28 protein-coding genes are annotated in these 25603 nt (G+C 65.4%); 23 read left to right on the top strand and 5 right to left on the bottom strand.

Annotated features, from left to right (window positions below; all coding sequences use genetic code 11):
- Positions 1-6: 6 nt before the first annotated feature.
- A complete protein-coding gene (locus PMN64_RS10655) occupies positions 7-1560 on the bottom strand; it encodes a winged helix-turn-helix domain-containing tetratricopeptide repeat protein (protein ID WP_411780645.1) in 1554 nt (517 codons plus the stop codon).
- 163 nt (positions 1561-1723) lie between these two features.
- Here PMN64_RS10655 and PMN64_RS10650 point away from each other — a divergent pair, with 163 nt between their 5' ends.
- The 3 genes from PMN64_RS10650 (at position 1724) to PMN64_RS10640 (ending at position 3995) form a co-directional block, all read left to right on the top strand.
- On the top strand, positions 1724-2764 hold the full coding sequence (locus PMN64_RS10650; protein WP_411780644.1) for an alpha/beta fold hydrolase: 1041 nt from the start codon (positions 1724-1726) through the stop codon (positions 2762-2764).
- A 20-nt stretch (positions 2765-2784) separates the two neighbouring features.
- Positions 2785-3294, top strand: coding sequence for a cytochrome P460 family protein (locus PMN64_RS10645; protein ID WP_411780643.1), 510 nt, complete (start codon positions 2785-2787; stop codon positions 3292-3294).
- A gap of 332 nt (positions 3295-3626) precedes the next feature.
- Complete coding sequence (locus PMN64_RS10640) at positions 3627-3995, top strand: ArsC family reductase (protein WP_411780642.1); 369 nt, start codon at positions 3627-3629, stop codon at positions 3993-3995.
- Positions 3996-4040: 45 nt separating this feature from the next.
- Here the strand turns inward: PMN64_RS10640 and PMN64_RS10635 are convergent, their stop codons facing one another.
- On the bottom strand, positions 4041-4658 hold the full coding sequence (locus PMN64_RS10635) for a hypothetical protein (RefSeq protein ID WP_304499929.1): 618 nt from the start codon (positions 4656-4658) through the stop codon (positions 4041-4043).
- 3 nt (positions 4659-4661) lie between these two features.
- Positions 4662-4835, bottom strand: a complete 174-nt coding sequence (locus tag PMN64_RS10630) for a hypothetical protein (RefSeq protein ID WP_411780641.1) — start codon at positions 4833-4835, stop codon at positions 4662-4664.
- 327 nt (positions 4836-5162) lie between these two features.
- Here PMN64_RS10630 and PMN64_RS10625 point away from each other — a divergent pair, with 327 nt between their 5' ends.
- The 7 genes from PMN64_RS10625 to PMN64_RS10595 all read left to right on the top strand — a co-directional run bounded on the left by PMN64_RS10625 (position 5163) and on the right by PMN64_RS10595 (position 11630).
- On the top strand, positions 5163-5918 hold the full coding sequence (locus PMN64_RS10625) for an ABC transporter ATP-binding protein (protein WP_016839877.1): 756 nt from the start codon (positions 5163-5165) through the stop codon (positions 5916-5918).
- Entirely contained in the window at positions 5911-6654 is a 744-nt protein-coding gene (locus tag PMN64_RS10620) for an ABC transporter ATP-binding protein (RefSeq protein ID WP_018271255.1), read from the top strand. The genes PMN64_RS10625 and PMN64_RS10620 overlap by 8 nt, the downstream gene beginning before the upstream one ends.
- 40 nt (positions 6655-6694) lie before the next feature.
- Entirely contained in the window at positions 6695-7924 is a 1230-nt protein-coding gene (locus PMN64_RS10615; protein ID WP_411780640.1) for an ABC transporter substrate-binding protein, read from the top strand.
- Between the two features lie 64 nt (positions 7925-7988).
- The gene (locus tag PMN64_RS10610; RefSeq protein WP_016839880.1) at positions 7989-8852 is read left to right on the top strand and encodes a branched-chain amino acid ABC transporter permease; all 864 of its coding nucleotides are present in this window, start codon (positions 7989-7991) and stop codon (positions 8850-8852) included.
- A 1-nt stretch (position 8853) separates the two neighbouring features.
- Entirely contained in the window at positions 8854-9822 is a 969-nt protein-coding gene (locus PMN64_RS10605; protein ID WP_304499932.1) for a branched-chain amino acid ABC transporter permease, read from the top strand.
- Between the two features lie 145 nt (positions 9823-9967).
- A complete protein-coding gene (locus PMN64_RS10600; protein ID WP_028344763.1) occupies positions 9968-10612 on the top strand; it encodes a DUF47 domain-containing protein in 645 nt (214 codons plus the stop codon).
- Between the two features lie 13 nt (positions 10613-10625).
- The gene (locus PMN64_RS10595) at positions 10626-11630 is read left to right on the top strand and encodes an inorganic phosphate transporter (RefSeq protein ID WP_038383666.1); all 1005 of its coding nucleotides are present in this window, start codon (positions 10626-10628) and stop codon (positions 11628-11630) included.
- A 58-nt stretch (positions 11631-11688) separates the two neighbouring features.
- Here the strand turns inward: PMN64_RS10595 and sugE are convergent, their stop codons facing one another.
- The gene (sugE, locus tag PMN64_RS10590; RefSeq protein WP_016839884.1) at positions 11689-12003 is read right to left on the bottom strand and encodes a quaternary ammonium compound efflux SMR transporter SugE; all 315 of its coding nucleotides are present in this window, start codon (positions 12001-12003) and stop codon (positions 11689-11691) included.
- Positions 12004-12156: 153 nt separating this feature from the next.
- Between sugE and PMN64_RS10585 the strand changes: the two genes are divergently transcribed.
- The 9 genes from PMN64_RS10585 to PMN64_RS10545 all read left to right on the top strand — a co-directional run bounded on the left by PMN64_RS10585 (position 12157) and on the right by PMN64_RS10545 (position 22166).
- Entirely contained in the window at positions 12157-13776 is a 1620-nt protein-coding gene (locus PMN64_RS10585) for a peptide chain release factor 3 (protein ID WP_411780639.1), read from the top strand.
- Between the two features lie 240 nt (positions 13777-14016).
- Entirely contained in the window at positions 14017-14628 is a 612-nt protein-coding gene (locus PMN64_RS10580) for a hypothetical protein (protein ID WP_411780638.1), read from the top strand.
- Positions 14629-14821: 193 nt separating this feature from the next.
- Positions 14822-15406, top strand: a complete 585-nt coding sequence (locus PMN64_RS10575) for an NnrU family protein (RefSeq protein ID WP_411780637.1) — start codon at positions 14822-14824, stop codon at positions 15404-15406.
- 2 nt (positions 15407-15408) lie between these two features.
- Entirely contained in the window at positions 15409-16230 is an 822-nt protein-coding gene (gene panB / locus PMN64_RS10570; protein WP_411780636.1) for a 3-methyl-2-oxobutanoate hydroxymethyltransferase, read from the top strand.
- 10 nt (positions 16231-16240) lie between these two features.
- Positions 16241-17839: a class I adenylate-forming enzyme family protein gene (locus PMN64_RS10565; protein ID WP_411780635.1), complete on the top strand. Its 1599-nt coding sequence runs from the start codon at positions 16241-16243 to the stop codon at positions 17837-17839.
- A gap of 345 nt (positions 17840-18184) precedes the next feature.
- Positions 18185-18841: a tetratricopeptide repeat protein gene (locus PMN64_RS10560; RefSeq protein ID WP_411780634.1), complete on the top strand. Its 657-nt coding sequence runs from the start codon at positions 18185-18187 to the stop codon at positions 18839-18841.
- A gap of 109 nt (positions 18842-18950) precedes the next feature.
- Entirely contained in the window at positions 18951-19502 is a 552-nt protein-coding gene (locus tag PMN64_RS10555) for a hypothetical protein (protein WP_411780633.1), read from the top strand.
- A gap of 52 nt (positions 19503-19554) precedes the next feature.
- A complete protein-coding gene (der, locus tag PMN64_RS10550) occupies positions 19555-20937 on the top strand; it encodes a ribosome biogenesis GTPase Der (RefSeq protein ID WP_411780632.1) in 1383 nt (460 codons plus the stop codon).
- Entirely contained in the window at positions 20934-22166 is a 1233-nt protein-coding gene (locus PMN64_RS10545) for an MFS transporter (protein ID WP_411780631.1), read from the top strand. The genes der and PMN64_RS10545 overlap by 4 nt, the downstream gene beginning before the upstream one ends.
- Before the next feature lie 38 nt (positions 22167-22204).
- Here the strand turns inward: PMN64_RS10545 and PMN64_RS10540 are convergent, their stop codons facing one another.
- Complete coding sequence (locus PMN64_RS10540) at positions 22205-22597, bottom strand: YybH family protein (protein ID WP_411780630.1); 393 nt, start codon at positions 22595-22597, stop codon at positions 22205-22207.
- A 196-nt stretch (positions 22598-22793) separates the two neighbouring features.
- On the opposite strand from PMN64_RS10540, the gene PMN64_RS10535 reads away from it, so the two are divergent.
- The 4 genes from PMN64_RS10535 (at position 22794) to PMN64_RS10520 (ending at position 25571) form a co-directional block, all read left to right on the top strand.
- Positions 22794-23051 (top strand): hypothetical protein, encoded by a 258-nt coding sequence (locus PMN64_RS10535; RefSeq protein ID WP_411780629.1) that lies wholly within the window; start codon positions 22794-22796, stop codon positions 23049-23051.
- A 169-nt stretch (positions 23052-23220) separates the two neighbouring features.
- A complete protein-coding gene (locus PMN64_RS10530) occupies positions 23221-23895 on the top strand; it encodes a TetR/AcrR family transcriptional regulator (RefSeq protein WP_411780628.1) in 675 nt (224 codons plus the stop codon).
- Positions 23896-24287: 392 nt separating this feature from the next.
- Positions 24288-24950, top strand: a complete 663-nt coding sequence (locus PMN64_RS10525) for a DUF3313 domain-containing protein (protein ID WP_310883182.1) — start codon at positions 24288-24290, stop codon at positions 24948-24950.
- A gap of 51 nt (positions 24951-25001) precedes the next feature.
- Positions 25002-25571, top strand: a complete 570-nt coding sequence (locus PMN64_RS10520; RefSeq protein WP_411780627.1) for a DUF2147 domain-containing protein — start codon at positions 25002-25004, stop codon at positions 25569-25571.
- Positions 25572-25603 lie beyond the last annotated feature (32 nt).

Raw genomic sequence — 25603 nt, 5'->3', positions numbered from 1 at the left:
GCGGCGTCAGTCGGGGACGCCGGCCGCCTTCAGCGTCTCGCGGTAGGTCGCGGACATCGATTCCACGGGAAACGGGATCCGCGACAGGAAGCCGGAGATCGTGAACTCCGGGTCGATCTTGAGCAGCTCGCGCGCGATCTGGGCCGCGCGCGCGTTGTCGCCGGTCTTGACCAGCGCCACGATCAGGACGCGCAGCGCCACCGCGAAGCGGCGGTTCTGCGCCAGCGCCTTGTCGGCCCACATCACCGCCTCGGCAAAATTCTGGTCGAGCACTGCGCAGATCGCCAGCGCCGCGGCGGCGAACCAGCCGCGCGGGTCGCGCGGGTTCAGCCGTTGCGCGCGCTCGATCATGGCGCGGCCGGCTTTCTGATTGCCGCGCATCGCCTCGATCCAGCCGCCGAGCACGAGCGCCATCGCCGAGTTCGGATTGATCGCCAGCGAGCGCTCGAACAGGTCGCGCGCGGGCTCGATCTCGTCGGCCATGTTCCAGATCGCGAATGCCGCCATCCACAGCACCTGCGGGTCACCAGGCGCGAGCTCGACCGCGCGCCAGGCCTGCGCGACCGCGCGTTCGCGATAGGCGTCGTTCGGCTTCAGCCAGCCCTGGACATGGCGCATCGCATGACAATAGGCCGAGGCCGCCAGCGCGGGCGCGTAGGTGGGGTCGAGCGCCAGCGCCTGATCGAGGCAATCGAGTGCCGCTGCCATGCTCTCGGGCGTGAACTCGTATCGCAGGCTATAGGCGCGCAGCAGCAGATCGTAGGCGTCGAGCCTGTCGGGCGGCGCTGCCCGCACCCGCTCGGCTTCCGCGACGAGCAGGGTCGGCTCGATCGCGCCGACCACGTTCTCGGTGATGCGGTCCTGCAGGTCGAACACGTCGGTGGCGGCGCCATCGAACCGGTCGGCCCACAGATGCGCGCCGGAGACGGCGTCGATGAGCTGTCCGGTGATGCGCAGCCGATCGCCGCCGCGGCGGACGCTGCCTTCGAGCACATAGCCGACGCCGAGATCGCGGCCGACCTGGCGGATGTCGACCGCCTTGCCTTTGTAGGTGAAGGCGGAGTTGCGCGCGATCACGGTGAGGCGGCTGCAACGCGCCAGCGCCGTGGTGATGTCCTCGGCGATCCCGTCGGCGAAATAATCCTGTTCGGGATCGCCGCTCATATTGGTGAAGGGCAGCACCGCGATCGATGGGCCCTCGCTCGGCCGCGGCGGGCTGGCATTGTCTTCAGCCGGACGATCGTGCGCGGCGTCCTCCCTGACATCGCCGACAAAGCGGAGGCCCTTGCGGGGCAGGGTGCGGATCAGCCGCTGCTCCTCGCCATTGTCGCCGATCGCCGTTCGCGCGGCGTTGATCCGGCTGCCCAGCGTCGCTTCCGAGACGATCCGGCCGTGCCAGACCGCGGCCAGCACCTCGTCGCGGCTGACCACCCGATCGCGGGCGCGGATCAGGAACTCGATGAGGTCGAAGACCTGCGGCTCGACGGCCACCAGAGCATCGCCACGGCGCAGCTCACGGCGCTCGGTGTCGAGGGTCAAGTCGTTGAAATGGTAAGTCAAATTCGATGGTCCGGCGGCCGGCGGCTGAATCGGTGGCGGAACCTAGCACAGGCCGCCCGGAGCCAAAATCACGACGGTCTGAAGGACAAATCCACGTCCTCTGAAAGCGGACGGGGGCGGTCTCTGCAATATTCCATCCCGACAACAGATGCAGGAGATCGCCATGTCGCAGTCCATCAATCAGCAACGCCGCCGCTTCCTTGGCATCGCCGGCGGGATCCTTGCCGCCTCCAGGCTCGGCTTCATCGGTTCGGCCAGCGCGCAGTCCAAGCCGGCGCTGCCTGCGATCAAGGCCGGCGCCCACACCTCGATCGGTCCCGTCAAGCAGATCAATGCCGGCGTGCTTGATACCGGTTATGTCGAGATGGGCCCTGCGTCCGGTCCCGCGGTGATCCTGCTGCACGGCTGGCCCTACGACATCCACAGCTATGCCGACGTCGCGCCGGCGCTGGCCGAGGCCGGCTACCGCGTGATCGTGCCGCATCTGCGCGGCTATGGCACGACGCGCTTCCTCTCCGGCGACACCATGCGCAGCGGCCAGCCGGTCGCGGTCTCAGCCGACATCATCGCGCTGATGGACGCGTTGAAGATCGAGAAGGCTGTGCTCGGCGGCTATGATTGGGGCGCGCGCACCGCCAATATCATGGCGGCGCTCTGGCCCGAGCGCTGCAAGGCGATGGTGTCGGTGAGCGGCTATCTGATCGGCAGCCAGGCGGCCGGCAAGATGCCGCTGCCGCCGAAGGCAGAGCTGCAGTGGTGGTACCAGTTCTATTTCGCGACCGAGCGCGGCCGTGAGGGCTATGCCAAGAACCGGCACGATTTCAACAAGCTGATCTGGCAGCTCGCGTCGCCGCAGTGGAAGTTCGACGATGCCACCTATGACCGCAGCGCGGCGGCCTTCGAGAATCCTGATCACGTCGATATCGTGATCCACAATTACCGCTGGCGGCTTGGTCTCGCCGAGGGCGAGGCGAAGTACGACGCGTTCGAGAAGACGCTCGCCCAGGCGCCTGTCATCGCGATCCCGACCATTACGATGGAGGGCGATGCCAACGGCGCGCCGCATCCGGAGCCTGCCGCCTATGCCAAGAAATTCTCCGGCCACTATGAGCATCGGCTCCTGACCGGCGGCATCGGCCACAATCTGCCGCAGGAAGCGCCGCAGGCCTTCGTCCAGGCCATCATCGACGTCAGCAATATCTGAGACGGAGCGGATCGGGGATCATGAGACAGGTTGTGAAATGGGCAGCTGCCGCGATCGCGGCAGCCTGCATCAGCGCGGCATTGCCGTTTGCCGTCGGGCATGCCGATGACGCGGAGTTGGCATCGCCGATCTTCGGCGTGAAAATTCCCGACGGCTATCGCGACTGGAAGCTGATCGCGGTCGGCGAGGAGACCGGGCTGAATGAGCTTCGCAGCGTGCTCGGCAACGCGACCGCCGTGAAGGCCTATCAGGACGGCGCCGCGCGTTTCCCCGACGGCACCGTGCTGGTCAAACTCGCCTGGAAGCGCAAGCCGGTTGCAGGCCTCGACGGCGCCTTCGTCACGGGGCCGGCGACCACGGTCCAGGTGATGGTCAAGGACTCCGCCAAATATGCCGCGACCGGCGGCTGGGGCTTTGGCCGCTTCATCGACGGCAAGCCGGTCGATGCCGCCCAGCACGAGACGTGTTTCGCCTGCCACGAGGCCCATGCCAGCGATCACGATTTCGTCTTTACACACTACGCGCACTGAGTGCGATCAACCGCCCTCATCGTCGTCCTGGCGAAAGCCAGGACCCATTATCCCAAATCTCAGTCATTGCGCGACGCTGGGCCGCGATCCCATTCACAATCAACTGCGGTGGTTATGGGTCCTGGCTTTCGCCAGGACGACGGCGGTGTTTCTGGCGAGCGCCATGCACCGATCACGGAGATGCCGCGGCGTACTGGGTCCCCCGGTCGAGCCGGGGGACGACACCGAGCATGGCACTACGCCTTCTTCACGTCCTCGCGGCGCGGTCTGATCTAGCGTTGCCGTTGCAGTGAGGATAGTTTCCCCGCCGCAATCGCATGCGGGGAACGGCTTTGACCATCACCATCTACGGCATCAAGAACTGCGACACCATGAAGAAGGCGCGGGCCTGGCTCGACGATCACGGCGTCGCCTACGACTTCCATGACTACAAGACCGCCGGGATCGCCAAGGACAAACTCAAGCAATGGAGCGACGAGGTCGGCTGGGAAATGCTGCTCAACCGCGCCGGCACGACCTTCAAGAAGCTGCCCGAAGCCGACAAGGAAGAATTGAACGAGCGCAAGGCGCTGGCGCTGATGGCCGAGCAGCCCTCGATGATCAAGCGTCCGGTGCTCGATCTCGGGGGTAAGCGCGTCGTCGGCTTCAAGCCGGACATTTATGCCAAGGAAGTGCCGGCGAAGGCACGCAAGAAGGGTTGAGGCGCTTCCAGCGATGAGGTTAGCGCTTCGCGTGAAGCGACGCGTCTAGATCAACTCGACCGAATCCTGGCTCGTCGGACGATCTGCGGGCACGAACCTGCGGTCGATCACCGCGCGCACGGTGACGATCGGGACGGCCTTCGCTTTCACGCCCATCAGATTGTGCAGCCGGAAGCCGCCCTCGATGCTGATCGCCTTGTACGAGCCGATGATGTGCTCGACGGCATCGCCACGTCCGAACGGCAAGAGCAGCCGTTCATAGGAAACCTCCTTGCCCTCGGCGTCGGCGACCGTCGCAACGGTGTAGGTCGGGCGCTTGCGCGCCAGGCAGGCACGATAGGACAGGACGACCCCCGCGTAGCGCTCGGGTCCGATCGCATCGTCAAGATAGCGGTTGGTGCGCAGCCGCGGTTCGACGTGCTCGTTGCCATAGACCGTCGTCAGCCTCGCGCCTTGCTGCGTAATCAGGAAACGCGCGGCCTCGCCACTGCCGACCACGTCAAAGCCCATCATGTCGGCGCGCTCGTCGGCGCTGCCCTCGGTATGGAAGTCGCACAACAGGGGAAGCGCGTCCGGCATGCGCAGCGCGCGCAGCCAGGCGTTCAGCAGCACACGCTGCGTGATCGACTTGACCACCGATGGATCGGCGCTTCTGAATTGCATCGGCTAGCCGAATTCAAGCACATCCCCGAACGGGATGCGGCCAAGGACAAGTTCATCGATGTGCGGGATGGTTTGGCCGCGGGCATAAAGTCGCAGCCACGTGCCGAGGACATCACGTTGCGGGATCGACTTGACGACCGAAGAACTGGCGCGCTCGAAATGCAAGGCTCTGGCCATTCATCATGCAATGGCCGGAGCTTCGCCGAGGCGCGGAAATATTCTATGAAAGTGGGAGTCCGGAGCAAAACACCGTTAACGACCGCTTTCCCGAGGCGCAAAGCGCGCCGAAATGCCATTCGACTAAGGATCAACCGGAACCGGTCACGCGGATGCCGCACTGCACAGCTTTCCACCTTGCGTAACCGCCGCAGATGACGGCATATTCCGGCCCGGAGGCGACAGGCCCCGGACGGTTTCCAAGACGGATCGGACGCCTGTCGGACACGAAAAAAGCTGGCCACGCGGGCGAGGGGCTTCGCAGCGATGGCGTATGGGGGAATCTATTTGGCCGATGAGTTCATCCTCGAAACCAGCGGATTGACCAAGGAATTCGCGGGTTTCTTCGCCGTTCGCGACGTCGCGTTGAAAGTGCGTCGGGGCAGTATCCATGCGTTGATCGGGCCGAACGGCGCCGGCAAGACGACCTGTTTCAATCTGCTGACCAAATTCCTGAAGCCGTCGGCAGGCCAGATTCGCTACAAGGGCCACGACATCACCGCGATGCCGCCGGCCGACGTGGCGCGCCTCGGGCTGGTCCGTTCGTTTCAGATTTCAGCGGTATTTCCGCATCTGACGGCACTCGAGAACGTTCGCGTGGCGCTGCAGCGGCAACACGGTTCGTCGTTCGATTTCTGGCGTTCGAAAAGCGTGCTCGACCGCTTCAATCCGCGCGCCCACGAGCTCCTGAACGACGTCGGCTTGAGCGAATTCGCCAACACGCCGGCGGTCGAGATGCCGTACGGCCGCAAGCGCGCACTTGAAATTGCAACGACGCTCGCGCTCGACCCCGAGATGATGCTGCTCGACGAGCCGATGGCCGGCATGGGCCACGAGGACATCGACAAGATCGCGGCGCTGATCAAGCGGATCTCCGCGAAATACACCATCCTGATGGTCGAACATAACCTCTCGGTGGTGGCCAACCTCTCCGACATCATCACCGTGCTGACGCGCGGGCAGGTGCTGGCGGAGGGCAACTACGCCGACCTCTCCAAGGACGAGCGCGTGAAGGAAGCCTATCTGGGAGCGGGTCATGGCTGAGGCAAAACTGGCGGAGAAGCCCGTGGCTGCGGCCGGCGCCGACGTGCTGACGGTCAAGGATCTGCAGGCCTGGTACGGCGAATCCCACATCCTTCACGGCATCAATTTCAACGTGAAGGCCGGCGAGGTGGTGACGCTGCTCGGCCGCAACGGCGCCGGCAAGACCACCACGTTGAAGTCGGTGATGGGCGTCATCGGCAAGCGCTCCGGCTCGATCCGCTTCGACAATCAGGAAATCATCCGCGCCACCTCGGACAGGATCGCGCGGCTCGGCATCGCATTCTGTCCCGAAGAGCGCGGCATTTTCGCCAGCCTCGACGTGCGCGAGAACCTGCTGCTGCCGCCGGTGGTGCGCCCGGGCGGCCTGCCGCTCGACCAGATCTTCACGCTGTTTCCCAACCTGAAGGAGCGCCTCACCAGCCAGGGCACCAAGCTCTCGGGCGGCGAGCAGCAGATGCTGGCGATCGCGCGCATCCTGCGGACCGGCGCGCGCTTCCTGATGCTGGACGAGCCGACCGAAGGGTTGGCGCCGGTCATCATCCAGCAGATCGGGCACACCATTGCGCGCCTGAAGTCGCAGGGATTCACCATCCTGTTGGTCGAACAGAATTTCCGTTTCGCCTCGACCGTTGCGGACCGCTACTACATTGTCGAGCACGGCAAGGTGATCGACGGCTTCGCCAATTCCGAGCTGTCGGCCAACATGGACAAGCTCCATACCTATCTCGGCGTCTGATATCGCCAGAACCAGAAAATTTAAGACGAGGGAATACGACATGAAGAACAAGATTTCGGCGCTCCTGCTCGGCACCGCGATGGTGCTCTCGGCTGCAAGCGTCGCCTCCGCCCAGGAAAAGCTCGACAAGACGGTCAAGATCGGCGCGCTGTCGGATCAGTCCGGCCTCTACGCCGATCTCGCCGGCCCCGGCTCGACGCTGGCGGCGCAGATGGCGATCGAGGACTCCGGCCTCAAGGCCAAGGGCTGGACCATCGACCTGATCTCCGGCGATCACCAGAACAAGCCCGATATCGGCACCACCATCGCCCGCCAGTGGTTCGACGTCGACAAGGTCGACACCATCGTCGACGTGCCGAATTCCGGCGTCGCGCTCGCGGTCAACAACGTCGTGAAGGAAAAGAACGGCGTCTACATCAATTCGGGCGCCGCCACTTCGGATCTCACCAACGCGCAGTGCTCGCCGAATACCGTGCACTGGACCTACGACACCTACATGCTCGCCCACGCCACCGGCCAGGCGCTGGTGAAGGCGGGCGGGGACACCTGGTTCTTCCTCACCGCGGATTACGCGTTCGGCGCGGCGCTCGAGCGCGACACCACGGCCGTCGTCACCGCCAATGGCGGCAAGGTGGTCGGCGGCGTCAAGCATCCGCTCAACACCGCTGACTTCTCCTCCTTCCTGCTGCAGGCGCAGGCCTCCAAGGCCAAGATCATCGGCCTCGCCAATGCCGGCGGCGACACCACCAACTCGATCAAGCAGGCGGCCGAGTTCGGCATCGTCAAGGGCGGCCAGAAGCTCGCGGCGCTGCTGCTGTTCCTCACCGACGTCAAGGCGATCGGGCTCGAGACCGCGCAGGGCCTCAACTTCACCGAGACGTTCTACTGGGACCTCAACGACAAGACCCGCGCCTTCTCCAAGCGCTTCTCGGAGCGGATGAAGAACAGCGCGCCCCCGACCATGGTGCAGGCCGGCGTCTATGCGGGCCTCATCCATTACTTCAAGGCGCTGGAAGCGCTCGGCGGCAATCCGCATGATGGCGCCAAGGTGATCGCGAAGATGAAGACGATCCCGACCGACGATCCGCTGTTCGGCAAGGGCGAGGTCGAGGCCAACGGCCGCGTCACCCACGACGCCTATCTGTTCGAAGTGAAGAAGCCCTCGGAGTCCAAGGGACCGTGGGACTTCTACAAGCTGGTCGGCACCGTGCCGGGCAACCAGGCCTTCACGCCGCTCGACAAGAGCACCTGCCCGCTTCTGAAGAAGTGACGATCATGCCCGCCGGCCATGCGCGTGGCCGGCGGGCTTCATCTATCTAGCGAAAGCTCATTCGATGCAGGCTCTCTACGCACAGCTTCTGGTGGGACTGATCAACGGCTCGTTCTACGCGCTGCTCAGTCTGGGGCTCGCCGTCATCTTCGGCATGCTCAACATCATCAATTTCGCGCATGGCGCGCTCTACATGATGGGCGCCTTCGTGGCGTATTTCCTGCTCAACCTGGGCGGCATCAATTACTGGTGGGCGCTGATCATCGCACCCGTCGTGGTCGGCATCTTCGGCATGATCCTCGAGCGGACCATGCTGCAATGGCTGACCGGCCTCGACCATCTCTACGGACTGCTGCTGACGTTCGGCATCGCGCTGATCGTGCAGGGCGTGTTCCAGAACTATTTCGGCTCCTCGGGCCTGCCTTACTCGATCCCGGATCAGCTCAAGGGCGGCGTCAATCTCGGCTTCATGTTCCTGCCGATCTATCGCGGCTGGGTCGTCATCTTCTCCCTCGTGGTGTGCCTTGCCACCTGGTTCCTGATCGAGAAGACGCAGCTCGGCGCCTACCTGCGCGCCGCCACCGAGAACCCGACGCTGGTGCGCGCATTCGGCATCAACGTGCCGCGCATGATCACGCTGACCTACGGGCTCGGCGTCGGTCTCGCCGCGCTCGCCGGCGTGCTGTCGGCGCCGATCAACCAGGTCCGCCCGCTGATGGGCGCCGATCTCATCATCGTGGTGTTCGCGGTGGTCGTGATCGGCGGCATGGGCTCGATCATGGGCTCGATCATCACCGGCTTCGCGCTCGGCGTGATCGAGGGACTGACCAAGTATTTTTATCCCGAGGCCTCCAACACCGTGGTGTTTGTCCTGATGGTGGTGGTGTTGCTGGTGAAGCCAACGGGACTGACGGGACGGGCGGCTTGATATGTCAGCATTGACCGACGATACACTTCCGATCACGCCGCGCGCGATGCGCGACGAGATGATCGTATTCGCCGCGATGGCGCTGTTGCTGGCGATCGTGCCGTGGACGGGGATCTATCCGTTCTTCGTCATGCAGGCGCTGTGCTTCGCGCTGCTCGCCTGCGCCTTCAACCTCCTGATCGGCTATGGCGGCCTGCTGTCGTTCGGCCACGCGATGTTCCTCGGCACCGCCGGCTACGTCTCGGCGCACGCGCTGAAGGTGTGGGGGCTGTCGCCGGAGCTCGGCATCCTGGTCGGCACCGCGGCCGCGGCCTTGCTCGGCCTGGTCACCGGCTTCATCTCGATCCGCCGCCAAGGCATCTATTTCTCGATGATCACGCTGGCGCTGTCGCAGCTGCTCTACTTCATCTACCTGCAGGCGCCGTTCACCCATGGTGAGGACGGCATCCAGGGCATCCCGCAGGGCCACCTGCTCGGGATCTTCGACCTGTCGAAGCCGCTGGTGCTCTATTACGTCGTGCTGGTCGGCTTCCTTGCCGGCTTCCTGCTGATCTACCGCACCATCAACTCGCCGTTCGGCGAGGTGCTGAAGTCGATCCGCGAGAACGAGCCGCGCGCGATCTCGCTCGGCTACAAGACCGACCAGTACAAGATGCTGGCCTACATCCTGTCGGGCACGCTGGCGGGCTTTGCCGGCTCGCTGAAGGTGTTCGTGGCGCAGAATGCCTCGCTCACCGACGTGCACTGGTCGATGTCCGGTGAAATCGTGCTGATGACGCTGGTCGGCGGTCTCGGCACCATCTTCGGCCCGGTGGTCGGCGCCTTCGTGATCATCGCCATGCAGCAGTATCTCGCCGGCTTCGGCCAGTGGGTGACGGTGATCCAGGGCGTGATCTTCGTGGCCTGCGTGCTGCTGTTCCGGCGCGGCCTGGTCGGTGAGCTGGCCCATTTGTTGCGGCGGTCGCTGTAGGGCAGGTCTCGGCGATTTTCGGCCGACATAGCGGTGGACGACCGCCCGTTTGGGCGGTCGATCCCGGTGCTTTCCCCGCCAGATGCTCTATGACAGTTCTGTGACAGCCGCTAAAAGGGCTGTCCCGGAATGATGGAACTGAGACATGCTGCGGTGGTTTCGCGCCTTTCTGCCCAAGGAAGAGCGCTTTTTCGACCTGTTCGCCCGCCACGCCCAGACCTCCGTGCAGTGCGCATTGGCGTTGCAGGACATGCTGAAGGGCGGGGAGGAGACGCCCGTCTTTTGCCAGCGCGTCAATCAGTTCGAGAACGACGCCGATAGCGTCACCCGCGAGGTCCTGACCGCGGTTCGCCGCACTTTCATCACCCCGTTCGATCGCGGCGATATCAAGAACCTGATCACCTCGATGGACGATGCGGTCGACCAGATGCAGGCGACCGCAAAGGCGGTCATGCTGTTCGAGGTGCGCGAGTTCGAGCCGCCGATGCGCGAGATCGGCACGCTTATCGTGGAATGCGCCAATCTGGTGGTCCGCGCGCTGCCCTTGCTGCAGGGCATCGGCCAGAACGTCTCGATGCTGACCCAGATCACCGAGGAACTGACCAAGCTCGAGGGCCGGGTCGACGATCTCCATGATATCGGGCTCAAGGAGCTGTTCCTGAAGCACCGCAACGCCAACACGATGGACTTCATCGTCGGCGCGGAGATCTACGACCATCTCGAGAAGGTGGCCGACCGTTTCGACGACGTCGCCAACGAGATCAACTCGATCGTGATCGAGCAAGTGTAGAGCGGGGCATCACGTGGACGCCACGCTGGGTCTTCCAATTCTGACCATCCTGATCGCGGTCGCGCTGCTGTTCGACTTCCTGAACGGCCTGCACGATGCCGCGAACTCGATCGCGACCATCGTCTCGACCCGCGTGCTGCGGCCGCAATACGCGGTGTTCTGGGCCGCGTTCTTCAACTTCGTCGCGTTCCTGGTATTCGGCCTGCACGTTGCCAATACCATCGGCACCGGGATCATCGAGCCGTCGGTGGTGGATGCGACCGTGATCTTCGCAGCATTGGTCGGCGCGATCGTCTGGAACGTGATCACCTGGGCGCTGGGCATTCCGTCATCGAGCTCGCACGCGCTGATCGGCGGCCTGGTCGGCGCCGGCATGGCGAAGGCGGGGATTTCGGCGGCGGTGTGGAGCGGGCTCTCCAAGACCTTGCTCGCGATCGTGCTGTCGCCGCTGGTCGGCTTCCTGCTGGCGCTGGTGCTGGTTGCGATCGTGTCCTGGCTCTCGGTGCGCTCGACGCCGTTCGCGGTCGATCGCGCCTTCCGCATCCTGCAATTCGCCTCGGCGTCACTCTATTCGCTCGGCCATGGCGGCAACGACGCGCAGAAGACCATGGGCATTATCGCCGTGCTGCTCTATTCGCAGGGCCATCTCGGCGACACCTTCGAGATTCCGTTCTGGGTGGTGCTGGCCTGCCAGAGCGCGATGGCGCTGGGCACGCTGATGGGCGGCTGGCGGATCGTCCGCACCATGGGGCTGCGGATCACCAAGCTGACGCCGATGCAGGGTTTTTGCGCCGAAACCGGCGGCGCCGCGACGCTGTTCATGGCGACCTATCTCGGGGTTCCCGTATCGACCACGCACACCATCACCGGCGCCATCGTCGGCGTCGGCGCCGCACGGCGGCTCTCCGCCGTGCGTTGGAATGTGGCGAGCTCGATCGTCTACGCCTGGGTGATCACGATCCCGGCGTCGGCTGCGGTCGCAGCCGCGAGCTATTGGGCGGTGCAGATTCTGAAGTAGCGTTTTCGAGCGAAGTGGAAGCCGGTTCGCGTTAGGAAAACGCGTCCCAAGGAAGTCATCAGCCGACCAGCTTCAGCCCGACGATGCCGGCAACGATCAGTCCGATGCTGGCCAGCCGCATCGCGGTCGCGGGTTCTCCGAGCAGGATGATGCCGAGCGCCGCGGTGCCGACCGCGCCGATCCCGGTCCAGACCGCATAGGCGGTTCCAATCGGCAGCGTCTTGAGCGCGAGGCCGAGCAGGATCACGCTGCCGGCCATCGCCGCCAGCGTCAGCACCGACGGTACCAGCCGCGAGAAACCTTCGGTATATTTCAGCCCGATCGCCCAACCGATCTCGAGCAGGCCAGCGGTGAACAGAATGGTCCAAGCCATCACGAACCCTCCGGATAAGGCAGGGTCGTCCCCGCGAATGGTATGGTGAGGAGAAGGTCGTCCTTCCGGTGCCTATATGGGGATGGTGCGGCCGTTCCGCATTGCGACAAAACGCCCTTGATTGCGCCCGTTTTCCCTGCCAAATGCCCCGCCATGTCCGACATTTCAGTTTCAGCCGAATCGCCGTCCCGCTCGCCACTTTCAGAGGAAGTGGCGCGACGGCGCACCTTTGCGATCATCTCGCACCCGGATGCCGGCAAGACCACGCTGACGGAAAAGCTGCTGCTGTTCGGCGGCGCCATCAATCTCGCGGGCCAGGTCAAGGCCAAGGGCGAGCGGCGCAACACGCGCTCGGACTGGATGAAGATCGAGCGCGAGCGCGGCATCTCGGTCGTCACCTCGGTGATGACCTTCGAGTTCAACGACCTCGTGTTCAACCTCTTGGACACGCCGGGCCACGAGGACTTCTCGGAAGATACCTATCGCACGCTGACCGCGGTCGATTCCGCGGTCATGGTGATCGACGCCGCGAAAGGCATCGAGGCGCGCACGCGAAAACTCTTCGAGGTGTGCCGGCTGCGCGACATCCCGATCATCACCTTCATCAACAAGATGGACCGCGAGAGCCGCGACACGTTCGAGCTCCTGGACGAGATCGAGAAGACGCTGGCGCTCGACACCACGCCGATGACCTGGCCGGTCGGCCGCGGCCGCGACTTCCTCGGCACCTATGACGTCGTCAACGGCGGCGTGCGGCTGCTCGAGGGCGGCGGCGCCAAGACCGGCGCCACCGAGCAGATCGACATCGCCGATCTCGGCAAGCGCAACCCCAATCTCGACGTCGCCGAAGTCAAGGACGAGCTCGCGCTGGCGTCGGAGGCCTGCAAGCCGTTCGAACTCGCGGCATTCCGCGAAGGCCATCTGACGCCGGTCTATTTCGGCAGCGCGCTGCGCAATTTCGGCGTCGGCGATTTGCTGGAAGGCCTCGGCAAGTTCGCGCCGGCGCCGCGCGCGCAAGACTCGGATTTGCGCAAGGTCGAGGCCGCCGAGCCGCGCATGAGCGCCTTCGTGTTCAAGATCCAGGCCAACATGGATCCGAACCACCGCGACCGCATCGCCTTCGCCCGGCTGTGCTCGGGCAAGCTCAGCCGCGGCATGAAGGCCAAGCTGGTACGCACCGGCAAGAACATGAGCCTGTCGAGCCCGCAGTTCTTTTTCGCGCAGGACCGCTCGGTCGCCGACGAGGCCTTTGCCGGCGACGTCGTCGGCATTCCGAACCACGGCACGCTGCGGATCGGCGATACCCTGACCGAGGGCGAGGATTTGACCTTCGTCGGCGTGCCGAGCTTCGCGCCGGAAATCGTCCGCCGCGTTCGGCTCACCGATGCGATGAAGGCGAAGAAGCTGAAGGAAGCCTTGCAGCAGATGTCGGAGGAGGGCGTCGTGCAGGTGTTCCGCCCGCGCGACGGCGCGCCGGCGCTGGTCGGCGTGGTCGGCCCGCTGCAGCTCGACGTGCTGAAGGCGCGGCTCGATGCGGAATATTCGCTGCCGGTCGAGTTCGAGATCTCCGAATTCTCGCTGGCGCGCTGGATATCATCCGACGACCGCAAGAAGCTCGACGCGTTCGTCGCCGCCAACAATTCCGGCATCGCCGACGACGTCGACGGCGATCCCGTGTTCATGGCCAAGAACGAGTTCTATCTCGGCTACACCCGCGAGCGCGCCGAGGGCATCACCTTCTCCAACGTCAAGGACGTGAAGAAGAAGGCGTAGCGCGGCATACGCATCGCGCCGCATCTTCGGTGTCGTCCCCCGGCTCGACCGGGGGACCCAGTACGCCGAGGCTCATCCGTTCAATCACCGCCGTCTCTGGAATACCGGATCGCCCGGTCGAGCCGGGCGATGACAGCGGGGGTTGTGGAGCGAAAAGCGCGAGGACGTGAACACGGCCCCGCTTGATGCGCTCCGGCCGCGGCACCATTTTCCCCGGAAGCGCAATCCGGGTCCATCTAAATGCTCCGACGCGTCGCCATCTGCCTCGCTTTTGCCGTGCTGGCCTTTGCCCTCGCGGGCTCGGCCTCCGCCCGGCAGCGGCATCAGACCAACCCGGTGCCGTTCGCACACACGCCCTGCAGCGTGCTCGACAGCGGACCCTGCATCCCATCCTATTGCAGCGTGTTCAACCACGGGCCGTGCCTGCCCGAGATCGATTATCCGTACGGCGAAAATCTCCAGCTCACGATCCTCACGGTGCCGCCGCAGGATCAGGCCGAGAAGTACCGCAAGCCGGATCATGATCTCGATACCATCGGCGATCTCTTCGCCGCGCTGCGCGCCTGCTGGGCGCCGCCGCCGTCGGACGACGCGCGCGAGGGCATGCAGATGTCGGTGCGCTTCAGCTTCAAGCGAACCGGCGAGATGATCGGCACGCCGCGCCTGACATTTTCGACGCGGGGTATCCCGGCCGACACCCGCACCACCTACCTCAACGCGATCAATGCCTCGCTGGATGCCTGCCTGCCGCTGAAATTCACCGGCGGATTGGGCGGGGCGCTGGCCGGCCGGCCGATCATGATCCGCTATGTCGACAACCGCGAACTGGCCAAATCGGCCGACAAGCCTTGATGGCACCGTCATTCCGGGGCGATGCGAAGCATCGAACCCGGAATCTGGAGGTTGGCTTGCGCGCCCGATTACCTCGAGATTCCGGGTTCGCGCTTTCAGCGCGCCCCGGAATGACGGTGTAGAGTGCAGCGCATTGCTTTTCGCGGCCCGAAGGTGATACGCGAAGGCATTGATCGATCAGGGGAGGAACATCGTGGGACTGCTCGTCATGATCCTGGGTCTCGTGCTGTTCCTCGGCGTCCATGTGCTGACGAGCCTGCGCGAGATGCGCGCCGGCCTGATCAAGGCGATGGGCGAGGGCGTCTACAAGATCGCCTATTCGCTCGCCTCCGCGGCCGGGCTCGTGCTGATCATCTGGGGCTTTGCGCATTATCGCGCGACCGGATGGATCGACGTCTGGACGCCGCCGACAGCGTTCAAGCACATCGCGGTGGCGCTGATGCTACCCGCCGTCATCCTCGTCGTCGCCTCCTATATCCGCGGCCGCATCTACACCACGCTGAAGCATCCGATGCTCGCCGGCGTGAAGCTGTGGGCGTTCGCGCATCTGCTCGCAAATGGCGACCTCGGCTCGATCATCCTGTTCGGCTCGTTTCTCGGCTGGGCGGTCTATGACCGCATCTCGCTGAAGCGCCGTGCGGATGCCGGCGCGCCGCCGATTCCGGTGGGCGGCCCAACCAACGACCTGATCGCGATCGCGGTCGGTGTCATCGTCTATCTGGCGCTGGCGTTTGCGTTCCACCCGGTCGTGATCGGCGTGCCTGTCATGGGAGCCTGACTATGTCTGTTCAATCCGCCATCAAGCGCAAGACCGCGCCCGATCTGCGCGCCCGCAAGAACGGCGAGCCGATCGTGATGCTGACGTCCTATCATGCGCACACCGCGGCGCTGGTCGACCGTCATTGCGACGCCATCCTGGTCGGCGATTCCCTCGGCAACGTCATGCACGGCTTCGAGACCACGGTGCCGGTGACGCTCGACATGATGATCCTGCAGGGCCGCGCGGTGATGCGCGGCTCGCAAGCCGCGCTCGTCGTGGTGGATATGCCATTCGGCTCCTATGAGGGTTCGAAGGAGCAGGCGTTCCAGTCCGCGGTGCGGATCATGAAGGAAACGCTGTGCGGCGCGGTCAAACTCGAGGGCGGCGCGCGGATGGCGGAGACGGTGGCGTTCCTGTCCGACCGCGGCATTCCGGTGATGGGCCACATCGGTCTGACGCCGCAGTCGATCAACACGCTCGGTTCGTTCCGCGCGCAGGGCCGCGAGGAGGAGAGCTGGGCGCCGATCGAGAACGACGCCAAGGCGATCGCGGAGGCGGGCGCGTTCTCGATCGTGGTCGAGGCGGTCGCCGAACCGCTGGCGCGCAAGATCACGCAGTCGATCGCCGTGCCCACCATCGGCATCGGTGCCAGCGCGGCCTGCGACGGCCAGGTGCTGGTGCTGGAGGACATGCTCGGCCTGTCGCCGCGGGCGCCGAAATTCGTGCGCCGCTATGGCAATCTCGGTCCGATGATCGAGGAGGCGATCGCGGGCTATGCGCGCGACGTGAAGAGCCGCGCATTCCCTGGGCCGGAGCACGTCTACGGCATGAAGAAGAGCTGACGGGGCGCGCATGGACTGGTCGCAGCACGCAATTCCGCCGATGCGGCTCGAGCCGCGCTTCGGTGATCGCGTCGTGCCGGCTTTCCCGGAGCGGCCCGGCAGCCTGTGGGCGATGATCGCGGACGCCGTTGCGCAGAACGGCGACGGCGAGGCGCTGGTCTGCGGCGCGACGCGCCTGAGCTGGCGCGAGGTCGCGGAGAAATCGGCCAAGGTCGCGGCGGGCTTTGCCAAACTCGGCCTTGCGCCCGGCGACCGCGTCGCGATCCTGCTCGGCAACCGCATCGAATTCGTGCTGACGATGTTCGCCGCGGCGCATGCCGGGCTGGTCACGGTGCTGCTCTCGACGCGCCAGCAGAAGCCCGAGATCGCCTATGTGCTGAACGATTGCGGCGCCACTCTTCTGGTCTATGAGGCCAGGCTTGCCGACCGCATCCCCGATGCGGCCGACATTCCCGGCCTCAAGCATCGCATCTCCGTCAGCGACGACGGCGCATCGCAATTCGCTGGCCTCGCCGACAACGCCCAGGCCCAGGCGCCGGCACAGGTGCGGGAAGAGGACACCGCGATGATCCTCTACACCTCGGGCACCACCGGCCGGCCGAAGGGCGCCATGCTCGCCCATTGCAACATCATCCACTCCTCGATGGTGTTCGCCTCGTGCCTGAAGCTGACCAGGGCTGATCGCTCGATCGCGGCGGTCCCGCTCGCGCATGTCACCGGCGCGGTCGCCAACATCACCACGATGGCACGCTGCGCCGGCGCGCTGATCATCATGCCGGAGTTCAAGGCCTCGGAATATCTGAAGGTCGCGGCGCGCGAGCGCGTCACCTACACGGTGATGGTGCCGGCGATGTACAATCTCTGCCTGATGCAGCCGGATTTCGACAGCTACGACCTGTCGAGCTGGCGGATCGGCGGCTTCGGCGGCGCGCCGATGCCGGTCGCAACCATCGAAAAACTCGACGCCAAGATTCCCGGTCTGAAGCTTGCGAATTGCTACGGCGCGACCGAGACCACGTCGCCCTCGACGCTGATGCCGGGCGAACTCACCGCCGCCCATATCGACAGCGTCGGCCTGCCGTGCCCCGGCGCCGAGATCATCGTGATGGGCGCCGACGGCCGCGAACTGACGCGCGGCGAGATCGGCGAGCTCTGGATCCGCAGCGCCTCGGTCATCAAGGGCTACTGGAACAATCCGAAGGCAACCGCGGAGAGTTTTACGGCCGGCTTCTGGCATTCCGGCGATCTCGGTTCGATCGACGCCGCGAACTTCGTCCGCGTGTTCGACCGCCAGAAGGACATGATCAACCGCGGCGGCCTGAAGATCTATTCCGCCGAGGTCGAGTCCGTCCTGGCCGGCCATCCGGCCGTGGTCGAGAGCGCGATCATCGCCAAGTCGTGCCCGGTGCTCGGCGAGCGCGTGCACGCCGTGATCGTGACCCGCACGGACGTGAATGCGGAGAGCCTGCGCGCCTGGTGCGCCGAGCGGCTCTCCGACTACAAGGTGCCGGAGACCATGGCGCTGACATCAGAGCCGCTGCCGCGCAACGCCAACGGCAAGGTGATCAAGCGCCAGATCAGGGAGAGCTTGCCGGCGGGGGCGCCGTAGTGCGACGCCAACGTGCCCTCCGCTAACTCGGTGCACCTCTCCCGCTTGCGCTTGCGGGGGAGGTCGGCGCGCGCAGCGCGGCGGGTGGGGGCTCTCGCGCCAATGGGACTCTATCTCTGCTCCGACTCGCGGAGACACCCCCACCCCAACCCTCCCCCGCAAGCGGGAGAGGGAGCCTATGCAGTCCCGTCGCGTAGCCGCAAACGTCCCCGGTTAACACTTTGATCCGCCTCGCTTTGCCTTGCCTCCGCCACACCATTAGGGTAACGCCGCCGCGATGTGGGGATCGGGTAGGGGCTGGGCCCCACCGATGGCAGCGGTCCCGAGGGGATGGGATAGCCTTAAGTGTCTGAATTATTTAACGAAGTCGACGAGGAAGTCCGTCGCGATCAGCTCAAGAAGCTGTGGGACAAGTACTCGCTCTTTATCATCGCCCTGGCGATCCTGATCGTTGCGGGCGTCGGTGGCTGGCGCGGCTACCAGTATCTCGAGGCCGGGAAGGCCGCCGAGGCCGGCGCGGCGTTCGACCGCGCTGTCGAACTGTCCGATCAGAACAAGCATGCCGAGGCGGAGGCCGCCTTTGCCGCCCTCATCACCAAGGCGCCGTCGGGTTACCGCAATCTGGCGCGGCTGCGCATGGCCGCCGAGGTCGCGACCCGCGATCAGCCGGCTGCCGCGAAGCTCTATGACGAGATCGCAGCCGACCGCAGCGTCGGCGGTCCCGAGCAGGACCTGGCGCGGATCCGCGCCGCGCAGATCCTGATGGAGACCACGACCTATCCGAACATGCTGCAACGGCTCGAGGCGACGGCAACGGCGAAGGACTCGACGTTCCGCCATTCCGCGCGCGAGCTGCTGGCGCTGTCGGCCTGGCGCGCCAACGATGCCACCGCTGCGCGGCAGTGGCTCGACCAGATTGCCAATGACGGCGAGACGCCGCCGAGCATGCGCTCGCGCGCCGAGGCGCTGCAGGCACTGTTGCCGCCGGTCGCCAAGAGCTGAGGAGGCATGATCTGCAAAAGTGGGAACCGGTTTTCCCTCGCGACAAACGCGAAGCGTTTGCGCGGAGATCATGCCCAGACAAAACCCGAGTTTGAGTGAGAGATCGACCATGCGCCGCTCGCAACGCCTGATCGCAGCCGCAGTTCTGACAGCGCTTTGCAGCGTGCTGGCGGGTTGCGGCGGTGGCGGCATGTCCAATTTCGATCCGAGCGACCTGCTCGACTTCCTCGATACCAAGAAGAAGCTGCAGGGCGACCGCAAGCCGGTATTCCCCGAAGGCGTGCCCGGCCTCGATCAGGGCGTGCCGAAGGAATTGTACAAGGGCTCGCAGCAGGAGCAGCTCGATCAGCAGAACGCCGCGGCAGCCGCCGCCGCCCAGCCGGCCCCGCCGCCGGAGCCGCCGAAGGGCGCCAAGAAGCACGCCAAGGGCAGGGCAGCGCCGGCCGCAGATCAGGCGGCTGCGCCCGATGCCGCAGCTGAGGAGGGCGCGCCCGCCGCGCTGCCGCCGGAGCCGAAGAAGATCGTCCGCCGCCGCACCACCGCGCCACCCGCCGACGACCAGCAGGCGCAGCCTGCGGCGCCGGCCCAGCAGACCCAGACCACGCAACAATCCGGCGGCGCCTTCCCCGCACCGCTACCGAGCGGCGGATTTAGCCGCTAGGCTCCTGCTTAAATTCGTTGGCGCGCGCCGCGCCGCGGCGCCTGGATAATCCATGTCTTTTACCATCGCCATTATCGGCCGGCCCAATGTCGGAAAGTCGACGCTGTTCAACCGGCTGGTCGGCCAGAAGCTCGCGCTGGTCGATGACGAGCCCGGCGTGACGCGTGACCGCCGCGAGGGCCAGGCCAGGCTCTACGATCTCGACTTCACCATCATCGACACCGCAGGTCTGGACGAAGGCGCCAAGGGTTCGCTGACGGCGCGGATGCAGGAGCAGACCGAAACCGCGATCGAGCTCGCCGACGCCTTGATGTTCGTGATCGACGCCCGCGTCGGCCTGACGCCGACCGACCGTGCCTTCGCCGACTTCGCGCGAAAGGCCAACAAGCCGGTGGTGCTGGTCGCCAACAAGGCCGAGGGCAAGCATGGCGAGATCGGCGCGATGGAATCCTACGCGCTCGGGCTCGGCGATCCCGTCCAGATCTCGGCCGAGCATGGTGAGGGCATGGGCGACCTCCACGAGGCGCTGAGCGCGCTGGTGCCGGAGACACCGGAGGACGACGACGAGCTCGCGGACGACGAGGACATCTCGGAGGAGGAGGCCGCGCAGCGCCCGATCCGCGTCGCCATCGTCGGCCGGCCCAATGCCGGCAAGTCGACGCTGATCAACCATCTGCTCGGCGAGGAGCGGCTGCTGACCAGTCCCGAGGCCGGCACGACGCGCGATTCCATCGCGGTCGAGATCACCTGGCAGGGCCGCCAGTTCCGGGTGTTCGACACCGCCGGCCTGCGCCGCCGCTCGCGGATCGAGGAGAAACTGGAGAAGCTCTCGGTCGCCGACGCGTTGCGGGCGGTGCGCTTTGCCGAAGTCGTCGTGATGATGATGGACGCGCAGAACAAGTTCGAGGAGCAGGACCTGCGCATCGCCGACCTGATCGAGCGCGAAGGCCGCGCCATCGTGCTCGCGGTCAACAAATGGGACCTCGTCGAGCGCAAGCCCAACCAGATCTCGCAGCTGCGCACCGATGCCGACCACTGGCTGCCGCAGGTCAAGGGCGCGCCGATCGTCGCCGTCTCCGGCCTGATGGGCGAGGGCATCGACCGCCTGATGACGGCGATCCAGGAGGCCTATGCGGTGTGGAATCGGCGCTTGCCGACCTCGGCGCTCAATCGCTGGTTCGAGCAGGCGATCCAGGCCAACCCGCCGCCGGCGGTCTCGGGCCGCAGGCTGAAGCTGAACTACATCACGCAGGTGAAGGCGCGCCCGCCGAGCTTCGTGCTGTTCTGCTCGCGCGCCGACGCGATCCCGCGATCCTATCTGCGTTACCTCATCAACTCGCTGCGCGAGACCTTCGATCTGCCGGGCACGCCGATCCGGATCACGCTGCGCGAGAAGGCCAATCCGTTCGCCCACAAGCGCAAACGGCCGTCGTGAGCGAAGGGTCGGGGAGTGACACGGTTGCTGTAGCGCAACCGCGCAGCGGCGCGGTGATCTTCATCTTCATCACCCTGCTGCTCGACATGCTCGCGCTCGGGATCATCATCCCGATCCTGCCCAAGCTGATCGAAGGATTCGTCAACAACGACACCGCAAATGCGGCGCGCATCTTCGGCGTGTTCGGCTCGATCTGGGCCTTGATGCAGTTCGTCTGCTCGCCGATCCTCGGTGCGCTGTCCGATCGCTTCGGCCGCCGGCCGGTGGTGCTGCTGTCGAATTTCGGCCTCGCCGCCGACTATGTGCTGATGGCGCTGGCGCCGAACCTGATCTGGCTGTTCATCGGGCGGGCGATCTCGGGCATCACCTCGTCGAGCATCTCGACCGTGTTCGCCTATATCGCCGACGTCACCGCGCCGGAGCAGCGCGCCGCGATGTTCGGCAAGATCGGCGTTGCCTTCGGCGCGGGCTTCATCCTCGGACCGGCGCTGGGCGGCCTGCTGGGCGAGATCGATCCGCGGCTGCCGTTCTGGGCGGCGGCGGGTTTGAGCTTCGTCAACGGGCTCTATGGCCTGTTCATTCTGCCGGAGTCGCTGCCCGTGGAGCGGCGCGCGCCGTTCAAATGGAAGAGCGCCAATCCGATCGGCGCGCTGCATTTCCTGCGCTCGAACCGGACGCTCGCCGGCCTGTCGCTGGCGACGTTCTTCGGCCAGCTCGCGCATGTCGTGCTGCCCTCGGTGTTCGTGCTCTACGCCACCTATCGCTACGGCTGGGACACCGGCACCGTCGGCGCGACGCTGGCGCTGGTCGGCCTCTGCGGCATGATCGTGCAGGGCGCGGCGATCGGCCCGATCGTGCACCGCCTCGGCGAGCGCAACGCGCTGTTCCTCGGCCTCGTCTGCGGCGCCCTGGGCTTCGTGATCTTCGGCGCCGCGCCGACCGGCCAGCTGTTCTGGATCGGCATTCCCGTGATGGCGCTGTGGGGCCTCTCGGGCGCTGCGACGCAGGCGCTGACGACGCAGCTCGTCGCCGCCGACCAGCAGGGCGCGACATCCAGCGTGCAGAGCATGTCGGAATTGATCGGCCCGTTCCTGTTCACGCTGACCTTCGCCTATTTCATCGGCGACAACGTGCCGCTCAAGATGCCCGGCGCGCCGTTCTATCTGGCCGGCGCCCTGCTGCTGCTCGCGCTCGCCATCGCCTGGCGCGCGACGGCGAAGAAAGCTTAGGGCGGCCAAACCGCCGAACGCATCCACCGCGAGACGTTCTATTCCGTCGCCGGCACCGAATGGTGTTCGTGGATGACGCGCCACTCGCCGGCGACCTTATGCAGCCCGATCGTGAGCCTGAACTGGAACGTGGCATCAGGTGGCCCGCATCGCATCACCGCGACCGCGAAGGCCACGTCATCGCCGGCCGTGATCGCGATCTCCTCGATATCGAAGGCGTAGGAGGGGCGGTGATACCTGAAGAACAGGTCCCATGTCTTGCTGTACGCGTCCAATCCGCGTGACTGCAACGGCGGCGGAACGTCGAACATCACGATGTCCTGATCGTGATGGGCGAAGATGCCGGGATAGTCGCGTCGGCGGACGGCGTCCGTCCAGGCGTCGATGAGCGTTCTGATTTCGGTTTCCGCCGTCTGTTTCTGCTGTGTCATCGCTCGCGTGCTCCGAGTGCCGGCTGATGGTTCGAGGACGAATGCGAGCGCGCCGATCCGACATGCGTCCGGACCGGCTACATCGGGAGGATTGCGTCATTTTGCCTGTTTACAAACCATCCGGTTGGTTTGTATAAGGCTGATACCGGTTGAAGACGCGCGCCTCGCTCCGGGGCGCTCTGCCAGGAGCAGCATGGTGACCGACGAGGCCGTTGATATCTGCGATGAATTGACCCGCTTCAGCGACGCGCAGGCGGCGCTGTTGACGTCGCGCGGCCTTGTCTACCTGACCGACCTGAAACTCGATGGCGGCAGGCACGGGACGATCGTCGCGGCCAGTTATGCCGACGCGCAGTCCGTCGCTCGCGCGCGCGGTCGAGGGGAAAGGGTCGTCGGCCGGATGGCCTACGGCTTCCTTCATGGCCTGCTGCAGAAGGTTCGCTTGTGCGCGTGAGCGATCGGATGGCTCGATGACCGATTCCTGAAATTGATGCGTCTTTCGAGGCCGGCACCGCCATTTCGCGGGCGTCGTTCGCGCTGCCTCGCAGATCAGATGCGGCGCTTGAGATTGACCGAAGCCGCTGAGATACTGTGATCTCAAGCGACTCCTTCCTGAGTACACCATGGATAATCCTTCCCGCTCGGAACGCTCCCGTAACGCCGCACTTGACGCCGCGATCACCATCGTGACGCGCGATGGTCCGGGGCGCCTGACGCTGGACGCGATTGCGCGCGAGAGCGGTCTCAGCAAGGGCGGCGTGATGCATCAGTTCCGTACCAAGGAAGCGGTGCTGCGCGCCTTGCTCGAGCAGCAGATGGCGCATTTCGAGGAATTCTCGAACCGCTACATCGAAAAGGTGCGCGGGACCACGGACCAGCCCGAACTGTCGGCGCAGATCGCGACGCTGCGGGAGGCGATCTCGACGCCGCGGGCAGGGGCGTTCGCACTGCTGGCGGCGATGAACGAGAATCCCGAATTGATGGCGATGCCGCGCGATGTCGACATCAAGAAGGTCGCGCTGATGAAGGCCGAGGCGAGGGATCCCGATCTGGCGCTGCTGCGCTGGGCGGCGGCGCGGGGTCTGCTGCTGAGCTCGTTGTTCGGCCTGTCGTCGCTGTCGGACGCGGAGCGCGATCGCCTGTTCGAGCGATTGCTCGACAACAGCAAGTGGACCGCGATGGAGCAGGGGGCGACCGAGGCAACAAAGCCGTCCCGGGCGACGGCGGCACGCGCGGCATCGCCGCGGCCTGCCGGCGCACCGGCCGCAAAGCCGGCATCGGCGCGCAAGCGCGGCTGAATTTCGAGCGCTTTCGAAAGCGCAACGCCGCCCAAGCGGAATATGGATCGCTTGGCGGCGTTGGATCGGCACCGGGCCCCTGAAATCCCCCGGCGATTTCTGCCGTACCACACGAGATATCTCGGGTTTGTGACAACGCGCGGCCGCCATTCGCGAAGCGGCCTCGCCAGCCAGCACGACATTTCGACCGCCGCATTTTTCTAACGCGGTTCCGGCAATTGCAACTTTACAAACCAACTGGTCGGTTTTACAGTTCGTCGCACTGAGGCAAGATCTGGCGGCGCCGCGACGGCGAGCCAGATCGGCAGTGACGGCCGCAGCCGTACTTTCAGCCCCGGACGCGGCTGCGGCCGAGCTGCTCTTCGGCATTAGGGTCGGATGAGGAGATTGGAATGGAGAGCTCGATCGCCGCGCGCGGTCTGGGAGCGATGGCGCTTTGCGTCCTCGCCGGAGGATGTGCCGCCGTCACGCCGGTGGCCTATTCGGATGTGGCATCGTCGGCCTACATGACGCCGGACACGTCCGATTCTTCGGGGCGTGTGCCGTATCGCTATGCGCCGCCGGTCGACTGGCGGAGCTACAACAAGGTGATGATCGATCCGGTCGTGATCTATCGCGGCGCGGATCATCAGTTCGGCGACATGTCCGAGAAGGACAAGCAGACGCTCGCCGCCTACATGCAGACCCGCTTCGCCGACAAGCTGCGCGGCCGCTTCACGCTGGTGAACACGCGCGGGCCGAACACGTTCCGCCTGCGGCTGACGCTGACCGGCGCGGTCGCCAACACGCCGGTCCTCGGCACGCTGTCGCGTTTCGATCTGGCAGGCGCGGTCTACAACGGCGTGCAGGCCGCGCGCGACGGCGAGGGCACGATGACGGGCTCCGTCATCTATGCCGTCGAGATGTTCGACAGCTCGACCTCGCGCCTGCTCGGCGCCTATGTCAGCAAGCAATATCCCAACGCCTACGACATCAAGGCCAGCGTCGGCGATCTCGCCGCGGCCACCGCCGGCATCGACAAGGGCGCCGATGCATTCATGGCGCAATTGAAGTGAGGCGCGCCTCGCGCGTCCGCAAACCATCCCGACACTGAAAGGTCCTTTACCATGAACTTTCTGGTTCGCATGTTTCTGCGCAGCCTCGTCGCTGCCTTGCTGATGAGCTCGACCGGCCGCGCCGAAACGATCGCCCCGGCCGATCCCAGCGGCACCTGGCTGACCGAAGACGGCCGCGCACGCATCCGCCTCGAGCGCTGCGGCACCGCGCGCGACCGCATCTGCGGCTTCATCGTGTGGATGAAGGATCCGCTTGATTCACACGGCCAGCCGTTCCGCGACAGCTTCAATCCCGACCCCGACAAGCGGACGCGTGCGCTGCTGGGCCATCAGCTGATCCTCGGATTGAAGCTGACGCCGGAGGGCAAGTTCGACGGCGACATCTACAACGCCGAGGACGGCAAGTCCTATGCGGTCTCGCTGTGGCGCGACAGGTCCGACCGGCTGAAGCTCAAGGGATGCCTGCTCAAGCTGCTGTGCCAGACCCAGACCTGGACGCAGACGCTGGACGTGCAGCCGGGCCAGCTCGTCGGCCTGACCGGCGATGTCGGCGGCCCGCGCGCCGACAGGGAATGGGCGTCGCTGCCAGCGCCCGTCAAGGCGAAGTCGGCTGCGAAGTAAGAAGGTGCTAAAAGTCATTCCGGGGCGATGCG

The sequence above is a fragment of the Bradyrhizobium sp. UFLA01-814 genome (genome assembly GCF_046718885.1).
Classification (GTDB): Bacteria; Pseudomonadota; Alphaproteobacteria; order Rhizobiales; family Xanthobacteraceae; genus Bradyrhizobium; species Bradyrhizobium elkanii.
The sequence above is the reverse complement of the archived record's forward strand: the minus strand, read 5'-3'. Positions and strand labels throughout refer to the sequence as shown.

Bases quoted from the DNA above. Each gene is read 5' to 3' on its own strand.
- PMN64_RS10650 (WP_411780644.1), top strand. From the start codon at position 1,724: ATGTCGCAGTCCATCAATCAGCAACGCCGCCGCTTCCTTGGCATCGCC.
- PMN64_RS10645 (WP_411780643.1), top strand. From the start codon at position 2,785: ATGAGACAGGTTGTGAAATGGGCAGCTGCCGCGATCGCGGCAGCCTGC.
- PMN64_RS10635 (WP_304499929.1), bottom strand. From the start codon at position 4,658: ATGCAATTCAGAAGCGCCGATCCATCGGTGGTCAAGTCGATCACGCAG.
- PMN64_RS10630 (WP_411780641.1), bottom strand. From the start codon at position 4,835: ATGGCCAGAGCCTTGCATTTCGAGCGCGCCAGTTCTTCGGTCGTCAAG.
- PMN64_RS10620 (WP_018271255.1), top strand. From the start codon at position 5,911: ATGGCTGAGGCAAAACTGGCGGAGAAGCCCGTGGCTGCGGCCGGCGCC.
- PMN64_RS10615 (WP_411780640.1), top strand. From the start codon at position 6,695: ATGAAGAACAAGATTTCGGCGCTCCTGCTCGGCACCGCGATGGTGCTC.
- PMN64_RS10610 (WP_016839880.1), top strand. From the start codon at position 7,989: ATGCAGGCTCTCTACGCACAGCTTCTGGTGGGACTGATCAACGGCTCG.
- PMN64_RS10605 (WP_304499932.1), top strand. From the start codon at position 8,854: ATGTCAGCATTGACCGACGATACACTTCCGATCACGCCGCGCGCGATG.
- PMN64_RS10600 (WP_028344763.1), top strand. From the start codon at position 9,968: ATGCTGCGGTGGTTTCGCGCCTTTCTGCCCAAGGAAGAGCGCTTTTTC.
- sugE (WP_016839884.1), bottom strand. From the start codon at position 12,003: ATGGCTTGGACCATTCTGTTCACCGCTGGCCTGCTCGAGATCGGTTGG.
- PMN64_RS10585 (WP_411780639.1), top strand. From the start codon at position 12,157: ATGTCCGACATTTCAGTTTCAGCCGAATCGCCGTCCCGCTCGCCACTT.
- PMN64_RS10580 (WP_411780638.1), top strand. From the start codon at position 14,017: ATGCTCCGACGCGTCGCCATCTGCCTCGCTTTTGCCGTGCTGGCCTTT.
- panB (WP_411780636.1), top strand. From the start codon at position 15,409: ATGTCTGTTCAATCCGCCATCAAGCGCAAGACCGCGCCCGATCTGCGC.
- PMN64_RS10565 (WP_411780635.1), top strand. From the start codon at position 16,241: ATGGACTGGTCGCAGCACGCAATTCCGCCGATGCGGCTCGAGCCGCGC.
- PMN64_RS10555 (WP_411780633.1), top strand. From the start codon at position 18,951: ATGCGCCGCTCGCAACGCCTGATCGCAGCCGCAGTTCTGACAGCGCTT.
- der (WP_411780632.1), top strand. From the start codon at position 19,555: ATGTCTTTTACCATCGCCATTATCGGCCGGCCCAATGTCGGAAAGTCG.
- PMN64_RS10540 (WP_411780630.1), bottom strand. From the start codon at position 22,597: ATGACACAGCAGAAACAGACGGCGGAAACCGAAATCAGAACGCTCATC.
- PMN64_RS10530 (WP_411780628.1), top strand. From the start codon at position 23,221: ATGGATAATCCTTCCCGCTCGGAACGCTCCCGTAACGCCGCACTTGAC.
- PMN64_RS10525 (WP_310883182.1), top strand. From the start codon at position 24,288: ATGGAGAGCTCGATCGCCGCGCGCGGTCTGGGAGCGATGGCGCTTTGC.
- PMN64_RS10520 (WP_411780627.1), top strand. From the start codon at position 25,002: ATGAACTTTCTGGTTCGCATGTTTCTGCGCAGCCTCGTCGCTGCCTTG.